9 protein-coding genes are annotated in these 13,693 nt (G+C 64.0%); 3 read left to right on the top strand and 6 right to left on the bottom strand.

The features are described from left to right. The first annotated feature begins 120 nt into the window (after window positions 1-120). Window positions 121-1,536, top strand: coding sequence for an acetyl-CoA carboxylase biotin carboxylase subunit (locus IFT75_RS13350; RefSeq protein ID WP_122480004.1), 1,416 nt, complete (start codon window positions 121-123; stop codon window positions 1,534-1,536). An 11-nt stretch (window positions 1,537-1,547) separates the two neighbouring features. Then, a complete protein-coding gene (gene oadA / locus IFT75_RS13345; RefSeq protein ID WP_185794645.1) occupies window positions 1,548-3,371 on the top strand; it encodes a sodium-extruding oxaloacetate decarboxylase subunit alpha in 1,824 nt (607 codons plus the stop codon). 75 nt (window positions 3,372-3,446) lie between these two features. Here the strand turns inward: oadA and IFT75_RS13340 are convergent, their stop codons facing one another. From IFT75_RS13340 to IFT75_RS13330, 3 genes are all read right to left on the bottom strand, one after another. Further along, complete coding sequence (locus tag IFT75_RS13340) at window positions 3,447-6,407, bottom strand: autotransporter family protein (RefSeq protein WP_192055148.1); 2,961 nt, start codon at window positions 6,405-6,407, stop codon at window positions 3,447-3,449. A gap of 61 nt (window positions 6,408-6,468) precedes the next feature. Next, window positions 6,469-7,152 (bottom strand): GNAT family N-acetyltransferase, encoded by a 684-nt coding sequence (locus IFT75_RS13335; RefSeq protein WP_122480001.1) that lies wholly within the window; start codon window positions 7,150-7,152, stop codon window positions 6,469-6,471. An 8-nt stretch (window positions 7,153-7,160) separates the two neighbouring features. Then, entirely contained in the window at window positions 7,161-7,607 is a 447-nt protein-coding gene (locus IFT75_RS13330) for a GNAT family N-acetyltransferase (protein WP_192055147.1), read from the bottom strand. A 366-nt stretch (window positions 7,608-7,973) separates the two neighbouring features. Here IFT75_RS13330 and IFT75_RS13325 point away from each other — a divergent pair, with 366 nt between their 5' ends. Beyond that, on the top strand, window positions 7,974-9,185 hold the full coding sequence (locus IFT75_RS13325) for a YeeE/YedE family protein (protein ID WP_185794648.1): 1,212 nt from the start codon (window positions 7,974-7,976) through the stop codon (window positions 9,183-9,185). Window positions 9,186-9,595: 410 nt separating this feature from the next. Here the strand turns inward: IFT75_RS13325 and IFT75_RS13320 are convergent, their stop codons facing one another. The 3 genes from IFT75_RS13320 to IFT75_RS13310 form a co-directional block, all read right to left on the bottom strand. Continuing rightward, the gene (locus tag IFT75_RS13320) at window positions 9,596-10,594 is read right to left on the bottom strand and encodes an asparaginase (RefSeq protein WP_185794649.1); all 999 of its coding nucleotides are present in this window, start codon (window positions 10,592-10,594) and stop codon (window positions 9,596-9,598) included. A gap of 12 nt (window positions 10,595-10,606) precedes the next feature. Further along, a complete protein-coding gene (locus IFT75_RS13315; RefSeq protein ID WP_185794650.1) occupies window positions 10,607-12,049 on the bottom strand; it encodes an alanine/glycine:cation symporter family protein in 1,443 nt (480 codons plus the stop codon). A gap of 213 nt (window positions 12,050-12,262) precedes the next feature. Then, window positions 12,263-13,687, bottom strand: coding sequence for an aspartate ammonia-lyase (locus IFT75_RS13310; RefSeq protein ID WP_122479996.1), 1,425 nt, complete (start codon window positions 13,685-13,687; stop codon window positions 12,263-12,265). Between the last annotated feature and the right edge of the window lie 6 nt (window positions 13,688-13,693).

Here is a 13,693-nt window from a genome sequence, read left to right as displayed (position 1 = left end):
ATTTATTTTTATTAATCCTCATGCCGCGCTAGCTTGCAGGGGCGACCAGGAAACAACTGGTTACCCAAAGGGTCGGCCACGCACCGACCCGAATGGATTCATCGGTCGAGGAAATTCCAAGTGATAAAAAAGATCCTGATCGCCAACCGAGGTGAGATTGCCGTACGTATCGTACGAGCCTGCGCCGAAATGGGCATTCGTTCGGTCGCGATCTACTCCGAAGCCGATCGTCACGCGCTGCACGTCAAGCGCGCCGACGAAGCCCACAGCATCGGTGCCGAGCCCCTGGCCGGTTACCTGAACCCACGCAAGCTGGTGAACCTGGCGGTGGAAACCGGCTGTGATGCCTTGCACCCAGGCTATGGCTTTCTTTCCGAGAACGCCGAGCTGGCAGATATCTGCGCCGAGCGCGGGGTGAAGTTCATCGGTCCGTCGGCCGAGGTCATCCGCCGCATGGGCGACAAGACCGAAGCCCGGCGCAGCATGATCAAGGCGGGCGTGCCGGTCACACCCGGCACCGAGGGCAACGTGGCCGACATCCGCGAAGCGCTGGAGGAGGGCGAACGCATCGGCTACCCGGTGATGCTCAAGGCCACTTCCGGCGGCGGCGGGCGCGGCATTCGCCGCTGCAACAGCCGCGAGGAGCTGGAGCAGGCCTTCCCGCGGGTGATTTCCGAAGCGACCAAGGCTTTCGGTTCGGCCGAAGTGTTCCTGGAAAAATGCATCGTCAATCCCAAGCACATCGAGGCGCAGATCCTGGGTGACAGCTTCGGCAATGTGGTGCACCTGTTCGAGCGCGACTGTTCGATCCAGCGGCGCAACCAGAAGCTCATCGAGATCGCGCCCAGCCCGCAACTGACCCCCGAGCAGCGCGCCTACATCGGCGACCTGTCGGTGCGTGCGGCCAAGGCGGTGGGTTACGAGAACGCCGGCACCGTGGAATTCCTGCTCGCCGAAGGCGAGGTGTATTTCATGGAGATGAACACCCGGGTGCAGGTCGAACACACCATCACCGAGGAAATCACCGGCATCGACATCGTTCGCGAGCAGATTCGCATTGCTTCGGGGCTTGCGCTTTCGGTGAAGCAGGAGGACATCGTGCACCGTGGCTTTGCCTTGCAGTTCCGCATCAATGCCGAGGATCCGAAGAACAATTTCCTGCCCAGCTTCGGCAAGATCACCCGCTACTACGCGCCTGGTGGGCCGGGCGTACGCACCGACACGGCGATCTATACCGGCTATACCATTCCGCCGTTCTACGATTCCATGTGCCTGAAGCTGGTGGTCTGGGCGCTGACCTGGGAGGAGGCCATGGACCGCGGCCTGCGTGCGCTGGATGACATGCGCCTGCAAGGCATCAAGACCACTGCGGCGTACTACCAGGAAATCCTGCGCAACCCCGAGTTTCGCAGTGGCCAGTTCAACACCAGTTTCGTCGACAGCCACCCCGAGCTGACCCAGTACTCGATCAAGCGCAAACCCGAAGAGCTGGCCCTGGCCATCGCCGCCGCCATCGCCGCCCACGCCGGCCTGTGAGGAACACAACAATGTCCAATACGCCTGTTTCCAAGCGAATATTCGTTACCGACACCATCCTGCGCGACGCCCACCAGTCCTTGCTGGCAACGCGCATGCGCACCGAAGACATGCTGCCTATCTGCGACAAGCTCGACCGGGTGGGCTACTGGTCGCTGGAAGTATGGGGCGGCGCCACCTTCGATGCCTGCGTGCGCTTCCTCAAGGAAGACCCGTGGGAACGCCTGCGCAAGCTGCGCGAGGCGTTGCCGAACACGCGTCTGCAGATGCTCCTGCGCGGGCAGAACCTGCTCGGCTACCGGCATTACAGCGATGACGTGGTGCGGGCCTTCGTGGCCAAGGCGGCCGACAACGGTATCGACGTGTTTCGCATCTTCGATGCCATGAACGACGTGCGGAATCTGCGCGTGGCCATTGAGGCCGTGAAGGCAGCCGGCAAACACGCCCAGGGCACCATCGCCTATACCACCAGCCCGGTGCATACCGTGGCCGCGTTCGTGGCCCAGGCCAAACAGATGGAAGCCATGGGCTGCGACTCGGTGGCGATCAAGGACATGGCGGGCTTGCTGACGCCTTATGCGACCGGCGAACTGGTCAGGGCGTTGAAGGCCGAGCAGTCGCTGCCGGTGTTCATCCACAGCCACGATACGGCCGGCCTGGCCGCGATGTGCCAGCTCAAGGCCGTGGAAAATGGCGCCGATCACATCGACACCGCCATCTCGAGCTTCGCGTGGGGCACCAGCCATCCGGGCACCGAGTCGATGGTCGCGGCGCTCAAGGGCAGCGAATTCGATACCGGCCTGAGCCTGGAACTGCTGCAGGAAATCGGCCTGTATTTCTACGCCGTGCGCAAGAAGTACCACCAGTTCGAAAGCGAATTCACCGCGGTCGATACCCGCGTGCAGGTCAACCAGGTGCCGGGCGGGATGATTTCCAACCTGGCCAACCAGCTCAAGGAGCAGGGCGCGCTGAACCGCATGAACGAGGTGCTGGCCGAGATCCCCAAGGTGCGCGAAGACCTCGGCTTCCCGCCACTGGTCACGCCCACCTCGCAGATCGTCGGTACCCAGGCATTCTTCAACGTGTTGGCCGGCGAGCGCTACAAGACCATCACCAACGAAGTGAAGTTGTACCTGCAAGGCGGCTATGGCCAGGCGCCGGGCAAGGTCAACGAACAACTGCGGCGCCAGGCGATCGGCAGCGAGGAGGTCATCGACGTACGTCCCGCCGACCTGCTCAAGCCGGAGATGGACAAGCTGCGCAAGGACATCGGCGAGCTGGCCCAGTCGGAGGAGGATGTACTGACGTTTGCGATGTTCCCCGACATCGGGCGCAAGTTCCTCGAAGAGCGTGCCGCCGGCACGCTGGTGCCCGAGGTGTTGCTGCCGATCCCCGAGGCCGGAGCGCAGGTTGCGCGCAGCGGTGAAGGGGTACCGACCGAATTCGTCATCGATGTGCACGGCGAGAGCTATCGAGTCGACATCACCGGTGTCGGGGTCAAGGCCGAAGGCAAGCGGCACTTCTACCTGTCCATCGACGGCATGCCTGAAGAGGTGGTGTTCGAGCCGTTGAACGAGTTCGTCGGCAGCGGTATCGGCAAACGCAAGCAGGCCAGCGAACCCGGCCATGTCAGCACCGCCATGCCCGGCAATATCGTCGATGTGCTGGTCAAGCTGGGTGACTCGGTCAAGGCCGGCCAGGCGCTGTTGATCACCGAGGCGATGAAGATGGAAACCGAGGTCCAGGCCGGTGTGGCAGGCAAGGTCACGGCGATCCACGTGGCCAAGGGCGACCGCGTGAACCCCGGCGAGATACTGATCGAGATCGAGGGCTGATCTCAGGTTTCAAGGTTTTCCTCTGGGGGCCGGGTGGCCCCCTTTTTTTTGTCCACCCGGCAGCCGCGAGACTGATCAGAAGCGCATCTGCCACTGGCCGACCACAGCATGGTTGCGACTGTTGCTACCCAGCTCGCCGGTGTAACCGATGCCGACGCTCTGCCGCGCACTGACACCCAGGTCCAGGCCGGCTTCGACCATCAGGCTGTCGCGGTCCAGGGCGCTGCCTTCGACACTGAACGCATTGCCACCACTGGCAAACGCCTGCCGGGTGCTGTTGTCGACGTCTCCATAGGCATGACGCCAGCCCAGGCTGCCACGCGGGGTCAGGCTCATGCCGTTGTCCAGTTGGCTCAAGTGAGCCAAGCGCACGCCGAAGGTGCTGGTGAAGTTGTCCTGTGTCTGCGCGTCCACGGCAAGGGCGGCGGCTCCGCCTTTTTCGCGGTAGCCGTCGCGGCTGTAGCGCTGGTAGCCCAGGTTGGCGAAGGGTTCGGCGCTGAGCCGGCCGCTGCCCAGATCGTAGCCCAGTTCGGCGAAGGCTTGCTGGCTGTCGGCGTTGTAGTCGCCGCGCAAACGGTCACTGAAGCCGGCGAAGTCGACACTGCGCTTGCTGTTGCCATCATGCTGGCTGTAGGCCGCACCCAGGCGCAGGGCCAGCGGACCGTTCTGGCGCAGGGCGTAGATGCCTGCGTGCCAGCTGTCGATTTTGCCGTCCGCGCCGGATGCGTCCAGGTCGGTACGCGAGTAACCACCCAGCAGACCCACGCGCCAGTCCGGGGTCAGTGCCCAGTCGGTGCCCAGCACGGCGCCCGAAGTCCGTTGTTCGAGGCCATCGCTGCCGTGTTCGCCATCGAGCTTGCCGTAGCTGCCCAGTGCCTGGACCCAGACACGGCCCTGTGCGTTGGGGTCGTTGAGGTTGCGGGCCTGGTCGGGTATGCCGCTGGCGGCCAGCACCGGCGTGTCTTGTGCGCCCAGGCCCACCAGCAGGCCGCTGCCGCTGCCCATCTGGCGCATGGCCGAGAGCATGCTGCTGCCGACCTGGGTGGTACCGGCCAGGGTTGCGGCAGCCAGGTTGGCGTTGCTGCTGCCAGCCAGTTGCTCGATGGCCGCCCCTGCGCTGGCGGTACTGGTGCCGAGCAGGGCGTTGTACAAGGTGCCGCTGCTTGCGGCAGCCAGGCTGCGGGCCGCATTGCCGCCATTGGTGGTGCTGGCGAAGTCGGCGAAGGCGATGTCGTTGCGGGTGTAGTCGAGGTCGACCGCGGTCGCGCCGTAGCTCAGGGTCGGGGTCAGAAAGGCGTAGTCGCTCGTCACCGTACCGAAGCGACCGTTCACGCTGCCCGCCTGCAGCACGGTGTAGCGGCTTTGCCAGGGGTATTCGCCACTGCTCGGGACAACGGCCAGGGTGGCGCCGTCGAGATTGGCCGCGCCTGCGACCTGCAGCGGCGCACTGCTGCCATCGGCGTTCACCCCATACGTCAGGGTTGCGCCGCGTGCCAGTGTCAGGTCGCCGTTGACCAAGGCAGTGCCCAGTTGGCTGTTGCTCGACAAGGTGCCGTTGACGAGCAGGTTGCCCACTGCGCCACCGCCGGCGTAGACGCCGCCCGGGTCAACGCTGAGGTTGCCGGCAATACTGCCCTGGTTGATCAGCGTGGCGCCGTTGGCAATGCGACTGTCGGCGCTGAAGTCGCCGATGCTGGTGAGGGTCCAGGTGCCGCTCTGCACTTCCAGGGTTTCGAAGTGGCGGCTGTTGCCGAAACTGCCGCCGGCGTTGCCCTCCAGGATCACACGATCGCGGCCGCTGCCGCCGTCGACCACACCGTTGAAGCGACCACCGCTAAGTACGGTCAAACGGTCATCGCCTGCGCCCATTTGCAGGGCCTGTCCATTGCTGCCGCCAATGGAGCCGGCGTTTATGACGGTGTCGGCGAAGGCGCCATTGAGCTGCACGCCGAAGCCGTTGAGCCCGCTGATGCTGCCATGGTTCTCCAGATAGGTGGCGCCATGGGCCGAGCCATTGCTGCCATCGTCGATCAGGATGGCATTGTCGGCGCCGCTGATGGTGGCGCCTGCCGCATTGAACATATAACCGCCGCCCATGGCGATGCCTTCGCTGGCATTGAGGGGATCGCCTGGCTTGGCACCGGATGCACCGGTGCCGCGAATGGTGCCGTAGTTCTCGATATGGCCGATGTAGTCGATGTCCACACCGTCGCCGTCACCCACGGCCTGCAGGCCGGACACATCGCCGGAGATCAGGCCGTGGTTGATGACCGTGCCGTTGCCGTCCGAACCGTAGCCCGAGCCATTGCGGCCGATCAGCGTGCCTTCGTTGTACAGCAGCGCACCTTCGTCCGTGGTCAGGCCGTGGCGGCCGCCGCTGATCAAGCCATGGTTGTACACGGACACGCCAGTGGCCGCCGCCACGTCGATACCGTCGTACTTGTCGTCGAGGCTGAAGGTGTCGCCTGTGGATATCTCGCCGTGGTTGATGATCGTGGCATTGATGCCGGTTTTCATCGCGTCGTTCTTTTCGCTGCGGATCAACCCGCCGGCGCGGTTGTCGAGGGTGGTGGCGATGCCAGCGCTTTCCAGGGCTTCCAGATCGATAGCGCGCTTGTTCAGCGAGCGCAGCGTGCCACTGTTGTCGATGACGATGGCGCCACGGCTGAAATCGTCCTTGATGCGAAAGGCATCGGACGAGCCTTGAATCAGCGCACCCGCGCGATTGATCAGGGTGTAGTTGCGCACTGCGCCGCTACTGGAGCTGTCGATGGCTCGATCGGCAGTGGAGATCAGCCGGCCCGAGTTATCCACAACCACGCCAGTACCCGCTGCCGAACCCTTGAGCTTGATCGCCTCGGCACTGGCCGTGATGCTCCCAGCCTTGCTCACCGTCAGGCGATCGGTATCGCTCAGGCTTTGCGTCGCCTGAATGGCGGTATCGATCTGCAGGTCTTTGGCGAAGGCCGCCGACATCGGCGTGCCCGGGGCGAGCAGAGCGATGGCAAGGGCGAGGCGGTGCGGAGAGTACGGCATGAGCGGACGACCTGATTGCAGTGAGGTCGTCCTGTATAGCCCCTGGTCTTTACAGAATTATTTAAACGCCGACGCGAAACTGTTCCAAGGGTTTGCGCTGGCCGGAAGAAGGCTGGTTGTCTACCGCCAGCCAGCCCTCGAACGCTGCCTCGATTGCCGGCCACTCGCTGTGGGTGATGGAAAAGTACGCCGTGTCACGGTTGCGACCCTTGACCACCATGTGCTGGCGGAACACACCTTCGAGGCTGAAACCGACGCGTTCGGCGGCGCGGCGCGAACGTTTGTTGGCGTTGTCGCACTTCCATTCGACCCGGCGATAGCCCTGACCGAATGCCAGCTTGAGCGCCAGGTAGATCGCCTCGGTCCCCTTGGGCGTGCGCTGCATGGAGGCGGCAAAGGCCACGTGGCCCACTTCCAGGCGTCCGTGCGCCGGCACGATGGACATCAGGCTGAGGATGCCTTCGGCTTTGCCGGTGTGCTGGTCGACCACGCAGAAGCCCAGCGGATCGTTGCTGATGGCATAGCCGTCGAGCCAGATGTAGAACAGCTCCAGGTCGTTGAAGGGGCCGTAGGGCAGGTAGTCCCACAGCTGCGCGTCGGACTGCGGCCCCTGCAGGGCTTCCCAGAGGTCTTCACCATGGCGCTTGGGATCGAGTTTCTCCAGGCGGATGAAGCGACCGTTCATGGTGGTCGCCACGGGTGCCTTGACGGGCTTCCAGTCGGATGCGGAGGCGGATGTGGGCATGGCAGCTCCTAGAGTGGCTTGCGAAATTGGATGAAACCGGGCTGCTCGGCGATATTCCGGTACAGCCCGATGGCGGTGCTGTTGGTTTCATGGGTGAGCCAGTGGACCTTGGCGCAACCGGCGGTCTTGGCGGTTGCGTAGACGAACTCGATCAACTGGCGACCCACGCCCCCACCGCGTACCGAAGCATCCACCAGCAGATCCTGCAGGTAGCAGGAGTTTTCAATGGTCCAGCACGAGCGGTGATAGATGTAGTGAACCATGCCGATGGCCACGCCGTCGCGCCAGGCAAGCGCCGCGTGCATGGGTTCGGCGTCGTCGAGCATGCGTTGCCAGGTGACCTGGGTCACGGCGTCGGGAATCTCGGTCTGGTAGAAAAGCTGGTAGGCCCGCCAGAGGTTCAGCCAGGCAAGATGGTCGGCTGCGGTAACAGGACGAATGGCGAGGTCGGACATGGTCGTGCTCCGGTGGGTCGTGACGGTCATCTTGGCATCTTGTGCGAGCGAGTGCATCCAACAGCACTCGGAAGATTATCCACACAGGTATCCACAGGGTTATACCCAAGGTTATACACAGGCTTATCCACAGATCGCGCTAATCATCTGGTATTACATACAGTGAAATGGCTTGCTCAGCCGTGGTTGGACAGTTTCTGACCGGTGCGTCGAGGGAACGTTGCAAGAAGGTTGTTCACAAAATCCTGCGGGTGCCTGGCACCGATCACCTGCGGCCTGAAGTCGCTCTGGTCGCAGAGACGCATCAACACCTGGCTTTAGGTTTTATACTGCTGCGCTGTCTTGTCTCTCTATTCGGATGCTGCCATGAGTTCGACTTTTTCTGTTGCCCCACGGCGTGCACTGGGTGCGCCGCTGGTGGCGATCTCTCTGCTGGTGCTCGGTGGGGTGTTTCTCGCCGCTGCGGTGGGTTCGCGCCAGGTGCTGTTGTGGGCGGTCGGTGCGGCCCTGGGTCTGACGCTTTATCACGCAGCGTTCGGCTTCACGTCTGCCTGGCGGGTTTTCATCAGTGATCGCCGAGGCGCAGGGCTGCGGGCGCAGATGGTCATGCTGGCGCTGGCGGTGCTGCTGTTCTTTCCGGTTCTGGGTGTAGGCAGCCTGTTCGGCCAGCCGGTGGTGGGGCTGGTCGCGCCCGCCGGTTTGTCGGTGGTGTTCGGTGCCTTCATTTTCGGCATCGGCATGCAGCTGGGTGGCGGTTGCGCGTCGGGGACGCTGTTCACCGTCGGTGGTGGCAACGCACGCATGCTGGTGACCCTGCTGTTCTTCATCTGTGGCTCACTGATCGCGACCCACCATGTGGACTGGTGGTTTGCCTTGCCATCGTTGCCGGCGATCTCGATCGTCAAGAGCCTGGGCGTGGTGCCGGCGCTGTTGCTGAGCTTGGGCGTGTTCGCGCTGATCGCGTGGGTGACGGTGGGCCTGGAACGGCGTCGGCATGGTGCGCTGGAAACACCCGACGTGCGGGCGACGCCTGGTTCGAACAGGTTCCTGCGCGGGCCGTGGCCCTTGGTGTGGGGAGCAGTCGCGCTGGCGCTGCTGAACTTCGCCACGTTGGCGCTGGCCGGGCGGCCTTGGGGCATCACTTCGGCGTTTGCGCTGTGGGGGGCGAAAGTGGCCAGTGGGTTGGGCGTGGACGTGGGCAGTTGGGCGTTCTGGCAAACCGCATCCAACGCCAAGGCGCTGGCTGCGCCGGTGTGGGAGGACATCACCAGCGTCATGGACATCGGTATCGTGCTGGGTGCACTGCTGGCGGCGGGGTTGGCCGGACATTTCGCGCCCAGCTTGAAGATCCCGCGCCGGTCACTGATCGCGGCCGTGATTGGCGGGTTGTTACTAGGCTATGGGTCGCGCCTGGCTTATGGCTGCAACATCGGTGCGTATTTCAGCGGCATTGCCTCTGGCAGCCTGCATGGCTGGCTGTGGCTGGTCGCCGCCTTCATCGGCAACAGCGTTGGCGTTCGCCTGCGTCCGTTGTTCTTTCCCAACGAAGCGCGTGTGGAACGCCTGACCGGCTGCTGAGTGACAGTGACACCGCGGCGCCTGTTTCGCGGCCGCTGACCGCTCCTACGGGATCGTGCAAGCTTCGCAGGAGCGGCCCGTGGCCGCGAAGGGCGCGCCGCAGTCTGTCTGATGCACCGCAGCGCCTGTTTCGCGGCCGCTGACCGCTCCTACGGGATCGTGCAAGCTTCGCAGGAGCGGCCCGTGGCCGCGAAGGGCGCGCCGCAGTCTGTCTGATGCACCGCAGCGCCTGTTTCGCGGCCGATGACCGCTCCTACGGGATCGTGCAAGCTTCGTAGGAGCGGTCCGTGGCCGCGAAGGGCGCGCCGCAGTCTGTCTGATGCACCGCAGCGTCTGTTTCGCGGCCGCTGACCGCTCCTACGGATGTGCGCAACCCTTGGAGCAGCGCGAAGGGCGCGCCGCGGTTTCGATCAGGCCAGTTCGCCGCACAGGTCGAGTTCTACCAGGCGGCGGACTTCTTCCACCGGCAAGCCTGCACCCAGCAATGCGTGCAGCTTGCCCAGTGCCGTCTCGCGGGTCATGCCGCCGCCGGAGAGCACGCCTGCATCGCGCAGGCGGCTACCGGCTTCATACACATCCAGTTCGACGCCGCCTTCCTGGCATTGCGTCAGCGCCACGACCACGATGCCCCGCGCCTGGGCTGCCCGCAGCGCGTCGAGGAACGCCGCGTTGTCGGACGGCCCGGTGCCGCTGCCGTAGCATTCGAGCAGCAAGGCCTGCACCCCGCTGTCCACGACCGCCTGCAACAGCGGCACGCCGAGGCCGGGGTACAGCGGCAATACACCGATGCTGGCAGGCTGACGTGGCTGGCGATAATCCAGCGCCGCCGGCATCGGTGCGACCCTGGCGGCGCCACCCGTGCGCCGCAATGCGGCAAACGGATTGCGCCCCGAGCTGCGCACCTTGGCGCAGCGGGTCGGCGGCAGCAACGCACCGTGGAAATGCAGGTGCACACCCGGCTCCAGGCCCCTGGCGAGATCTGCCAGGGCGCCGTTGACGTTTTCCCAGGCATCGCTGCCGGGCACCCCGGCAGGCAGCATGGAACCGGTGAACAGCACCGGTGCCTGGAGCCCCAGCAACTGGAAACTCATGGCCGCCGCGCTGTACGCCAGCGTGTCGGTGCCATGCAGGATCAGTACGGCATCGCACCCCTGCTCATCCACCGCTCGAACCACGGCTTCGCGCAGACGCTGCCAGTAGGCCGGCGTCATGTTGGCGCTGTCGATCAGCGGCAGCAGTTCCTCGAAGCTGAAGTGCGGCACCACCCGTTCAGGCTGGGCGGCGAGCTGTTCGCGCATGCGCGCCTCGAAGCCCGAAGCCGGAGCCAGGCCATTGGCACTGGCCTGCATGCCGATGGTGCCGCCGGTGTACAGCACCCGCACATGACGGGCAGGGGATGCGATGCTCATGCAGAAGCCTCCTTAACGCTGGACGGGCAGGGGTGCCTGGGCCTTTTCATCGGCTGCTGCCGGATTTGGCACCGGCCAGGCCTTGAGGTCCAGGTCGAGGTCGGCGAACTGCCGCGAATCGAACACCGGTACCTTGATCCCGGCACTGCGCTGCGCATCATAGTCGCGCAGCAGGCGCAGGCCGGTCTTGAACAGCATGGCCAAAGCGATCAGGTTGACGAAGGCCAGCAGGGTCATGGTGATGTCGGCGAAGGCAAACACCGTTTCCAGGTTTTCGATGGCGCCCCAGAAGATCAGCAACAGCACGATCGCGCGGTACACCAGCACCGCCTTGCGGTTGTCGCCGATGAGGAAGCGCAGGCTGTTCTCGCCCAGATAATAGTTGTAGAGGATCGAGGTGAACACGAACAGCGACAAGGCGACACTGATGAACACCCGGCCCCATTCACCCACCACGTTGGCCAGCGAGTTCTGCGTCAGAGCAATGCCATCGCCCTCGAAGCCCGGCGTGTAGAAGCCCGACAGCAGGATCACCAGTGCGGTACAGGTACAGATCACGAAAGTGTCGAGGAAGACGCTGAACGCCTGCACCACGCCCTGTGCAACCGGGTGTTCGACCTGCGCCACGGCGGCCACGTTGGGCGCACTGCCCAGGCCCGCTTCGTTGGCGAACACACCACGTTTCACGCCCATGACGATGGCGCTGCCGAGCAGGCCGCCGAATACCGGGTCCAGGCCGAACGCGCTGCGCACGATGGTCGCCAGCATTTCCGGAACCTGATCGAACTGCAGCACGATCACATAGAGGCTGACGGCGATGTAGGCCAGGGTCTTGACCGGCACCAGCAGGTCGGCGACCGCCGCGATTCGCTTGATACCACCGAAGAACACCAGGCCCAGCAACGCGGCCAGGCCGACGCCGGTCCAAGTGGTGGACAGGCCGAAGGCATCGTTCAGCGAACTGGTGACCGCATGCGATTGCAGGCCGTTGAAGGCAAAGCCGAAGGTCAGCAGCAACAGCACCGCCATGACCATGCCCAGCCAGCGCTTGCCCAGGCCGTGCTGAATGTAGAACGAAGGACCGCCGCGGTATTGGCCGTCGGGGTCGCAGCGCTTGTAGGCCTGCGCCAGGGTACATTCGAAGAAGCTGCTGGCCATGCCCACCAGGGCGGTGACCCACATCCAGAACACCGCGCCCGGGCCACCCAGGGTCACGGCAATGCCGACGCCTGCGATGTTACCGGCGCCGACTCGCCCGGCCAGGCTGAGCATCAGTGCCTGAAACGAGCTGAGCTGGTCTGAACTGTTGCGCAGGCTGTCGCGGAACACACTGAACATGTGCAGGAAGTGGCGCAGTTGGACGAAGCGCGAGCGCACGGTGAAATAGCCACCGAGGCCGACGATAAGCACGATCAGGACTTTTCCCGAGAGGAAGTCGTTGATGACTTCAAGCATGGGGGTTACCTCGTCAAGTTCAAAAGGGCGGCACTATACCCATAGGTGTAAGGCCGCGCAGCTTTTTGGTGCATAGGACTGGGCATATTCATCTTGTGGGATGTTTGACCCAGGGCGTTACAGCGGCACAAAAAAAGGGCTCCGAAATTGCTCTCGGAGCCCTCAAAAGGTGAGAGGTGTCTAGTCCCTCGACCTGGTGAGCGTACGGCCGGCTCAGGCCTTGAGGGGCACGAGGCGCGGCGCGATCATGTTTTCCGGGCGCAGGATGTCGGCCAGCATGGCGTCGTCGAGCAGGCCTTCCTCACGTACCAGCTCAAGCACGCCGCGACCTGTCTGCAGGGCGATGCGAGCGATACGGGTGGCGTTTTCATAGCCAATGTAGGGGTTCAGCGCGGTGACCAGGCCGATGGAGTGCTCCACCAGCTCGCGGCAGCGCTGTTCGTTGGCGGTGATGCCGACGATGCAGTGTTCACGCAGCATGTCCATGGCGCGCTGCAGCAGGCGGATGGAGTCGAAGATCTTGTAGGCGATCAGCGGTTCCATGACGTTGAGCTGCAACTGCCCGCCCTCGGCGGCGATGGTCAGGGCCAGGTCGTTGCCCATGATCTCGAAGGCGCACATGTTGACCGCTTCGGGAATCACCGGATTGACCTTGCCCGGCATGATCGAGCTGCCCGGCTGGCGCGCCGGCAGGTTGATCTCGTTGATGCCGGTACGCGGGCCGCTGGACAGCAGGCGCAGGTCGTTGCAGATCTTCGACAGCTTGACCGCAGTGCGCTTGAGCATGCCGGAGAACAGCACGAAGGCACCCATGTCGGAGGTTGCTTCGATCAGGTCGGCGGCGGGCACCAGCGGCTGGCCGCTGATGGTGGCCAGGCGCGACACGGCCAGGGCCTGATAGCCCGGGTCGGCGTTGATGCCGGTGCCGATGGCGGTGCCACCCAGGTTGACTTCGGTCAGCAGTTCCGGAGCCAGGCTGCGCAGGCGGTTGAGGTCTTCGGTCAACGTGGTGGCGAAGGCCTTGAATTCCTGGCCCAGAGTCATCGGCACGGCGTCCTGCAGCTGGGTCCGACCCATCTTCAACACGTGGGCGAATTCCACGCCCTTGGCGGCGAATGCCTGGATGAGGCTGTCGAGGCTGGCCAGCAGGGCGTCGTGGCCCAGCAGCAGACCCAGGCGAATGGCCGTCGGGTAGGCGTCGTTGGTCGACTGCGCCATGTTCACGTCGTTGTTGGGGTGCAGGTACTGGTATTCGCCTTTCTGATGGCCCATGACTTCCAGGGCGATGTTGGCGATCACCTCGTTGGCATTCATGTTGGTGGACGTACCGGCGCCACCCTGAATCATGTCGACCACGAACTGATCGTGGAAATCGCCGCGCACCAGGCGGGCACACGCTTCACTGATTGCCGCATGCTTGGCTGTGTTCAGATGCCCCAACTGGTGGTTGGCATCGGCGGCGGCCTGCTTGACCATGGCCAGGGCCACGACCAGCTTGGGGTAGTGCGACAACGGCACCCCGGAGAGGCGGAAGTTGTGCACGGCGCGCAGGGTTTGAATGCCGTAGTAGGCTTCAGCCGGGACTTCGAGAACGCCGAGCAGGTCTTTTTCAGTGCGCAGTGATGCAGCGGAGGACATGATAGA

Source organism: Pseudomonas sp. CFBP 8758 (assembly GCF_014841725.1).
Taxonomy (GTDB): domain Bacteria; phylum Pseudomonadota; class Gammaproteobacteria; order Pseudomonadales; family Pseudomonadaceae; genus Aquipseudomonas; species Aquipseudomonas baltica.
This window is presented reverse-complemented; position numbering and strand designations above follow the sequence as displayed.

Excerpts from the sequence above, each read along its gene's own strand:
- oadA (WP_185794645.1), top strand. The coding sequence starts at position 1,548 with ATGTCCAATACGCCTGTTTCCAAGCGAATATTCGTTACCGACACCATC.
- IFT75_RS13340 (WP_192055148.1), bottom strand. The coding sequence starts at position 6,407 with ATGCCGTACTCTCCGCACCGCCTCGCCCTTGCCATCGCTCTGCTCGCC.
- IFT75_RS13335 (WP_122480001.1), bottom strand. The coding sequence starts at position 7,152 with ATGCCCACATCCGCCTCCGCATCCGACTGGAAGCCCGTCAAGGCACCC.
- IFT75_RS13330 (WP_192055147.1), bottom strand. The coding sequence starts at position 7,607 with ATGTCCGACCTCGCCATTCGTCCTGTTACCGCAGCCGACCATCTTGCC.
- IFT75_RS13325 (WP_185794648.1), top strand. The coding sequence starts at position 7,974 with ATGAGTTCGACTTTTTCTGTTGCCCCACGGCGTGCACTGGGTGCGCCG.
- IFT75_RS13320 (WP_185794649.1), bottom strand. The coding sequence starts at position 10,594 with ATGAGCATCGCATCCCCTGCCCGTCATGTGCGGGTGCTGTACACCGGC.
- IFT75_RS13315 (WP_185794650.1), bottom strand. The coding sequence starts at position 12,049 with ATGCTTGAAGTCATCAACGACTTCCTCTCGGGAAAAGTCCTGATCGTG.
- IFT75_RS13310 (WP_122479996.1), bottom strand. The coding sequence starts at position 13,687 with ATGTCCTCCGCTGCATCACTGCGCACTGAAAAAGACCTGCTCGGCGTT.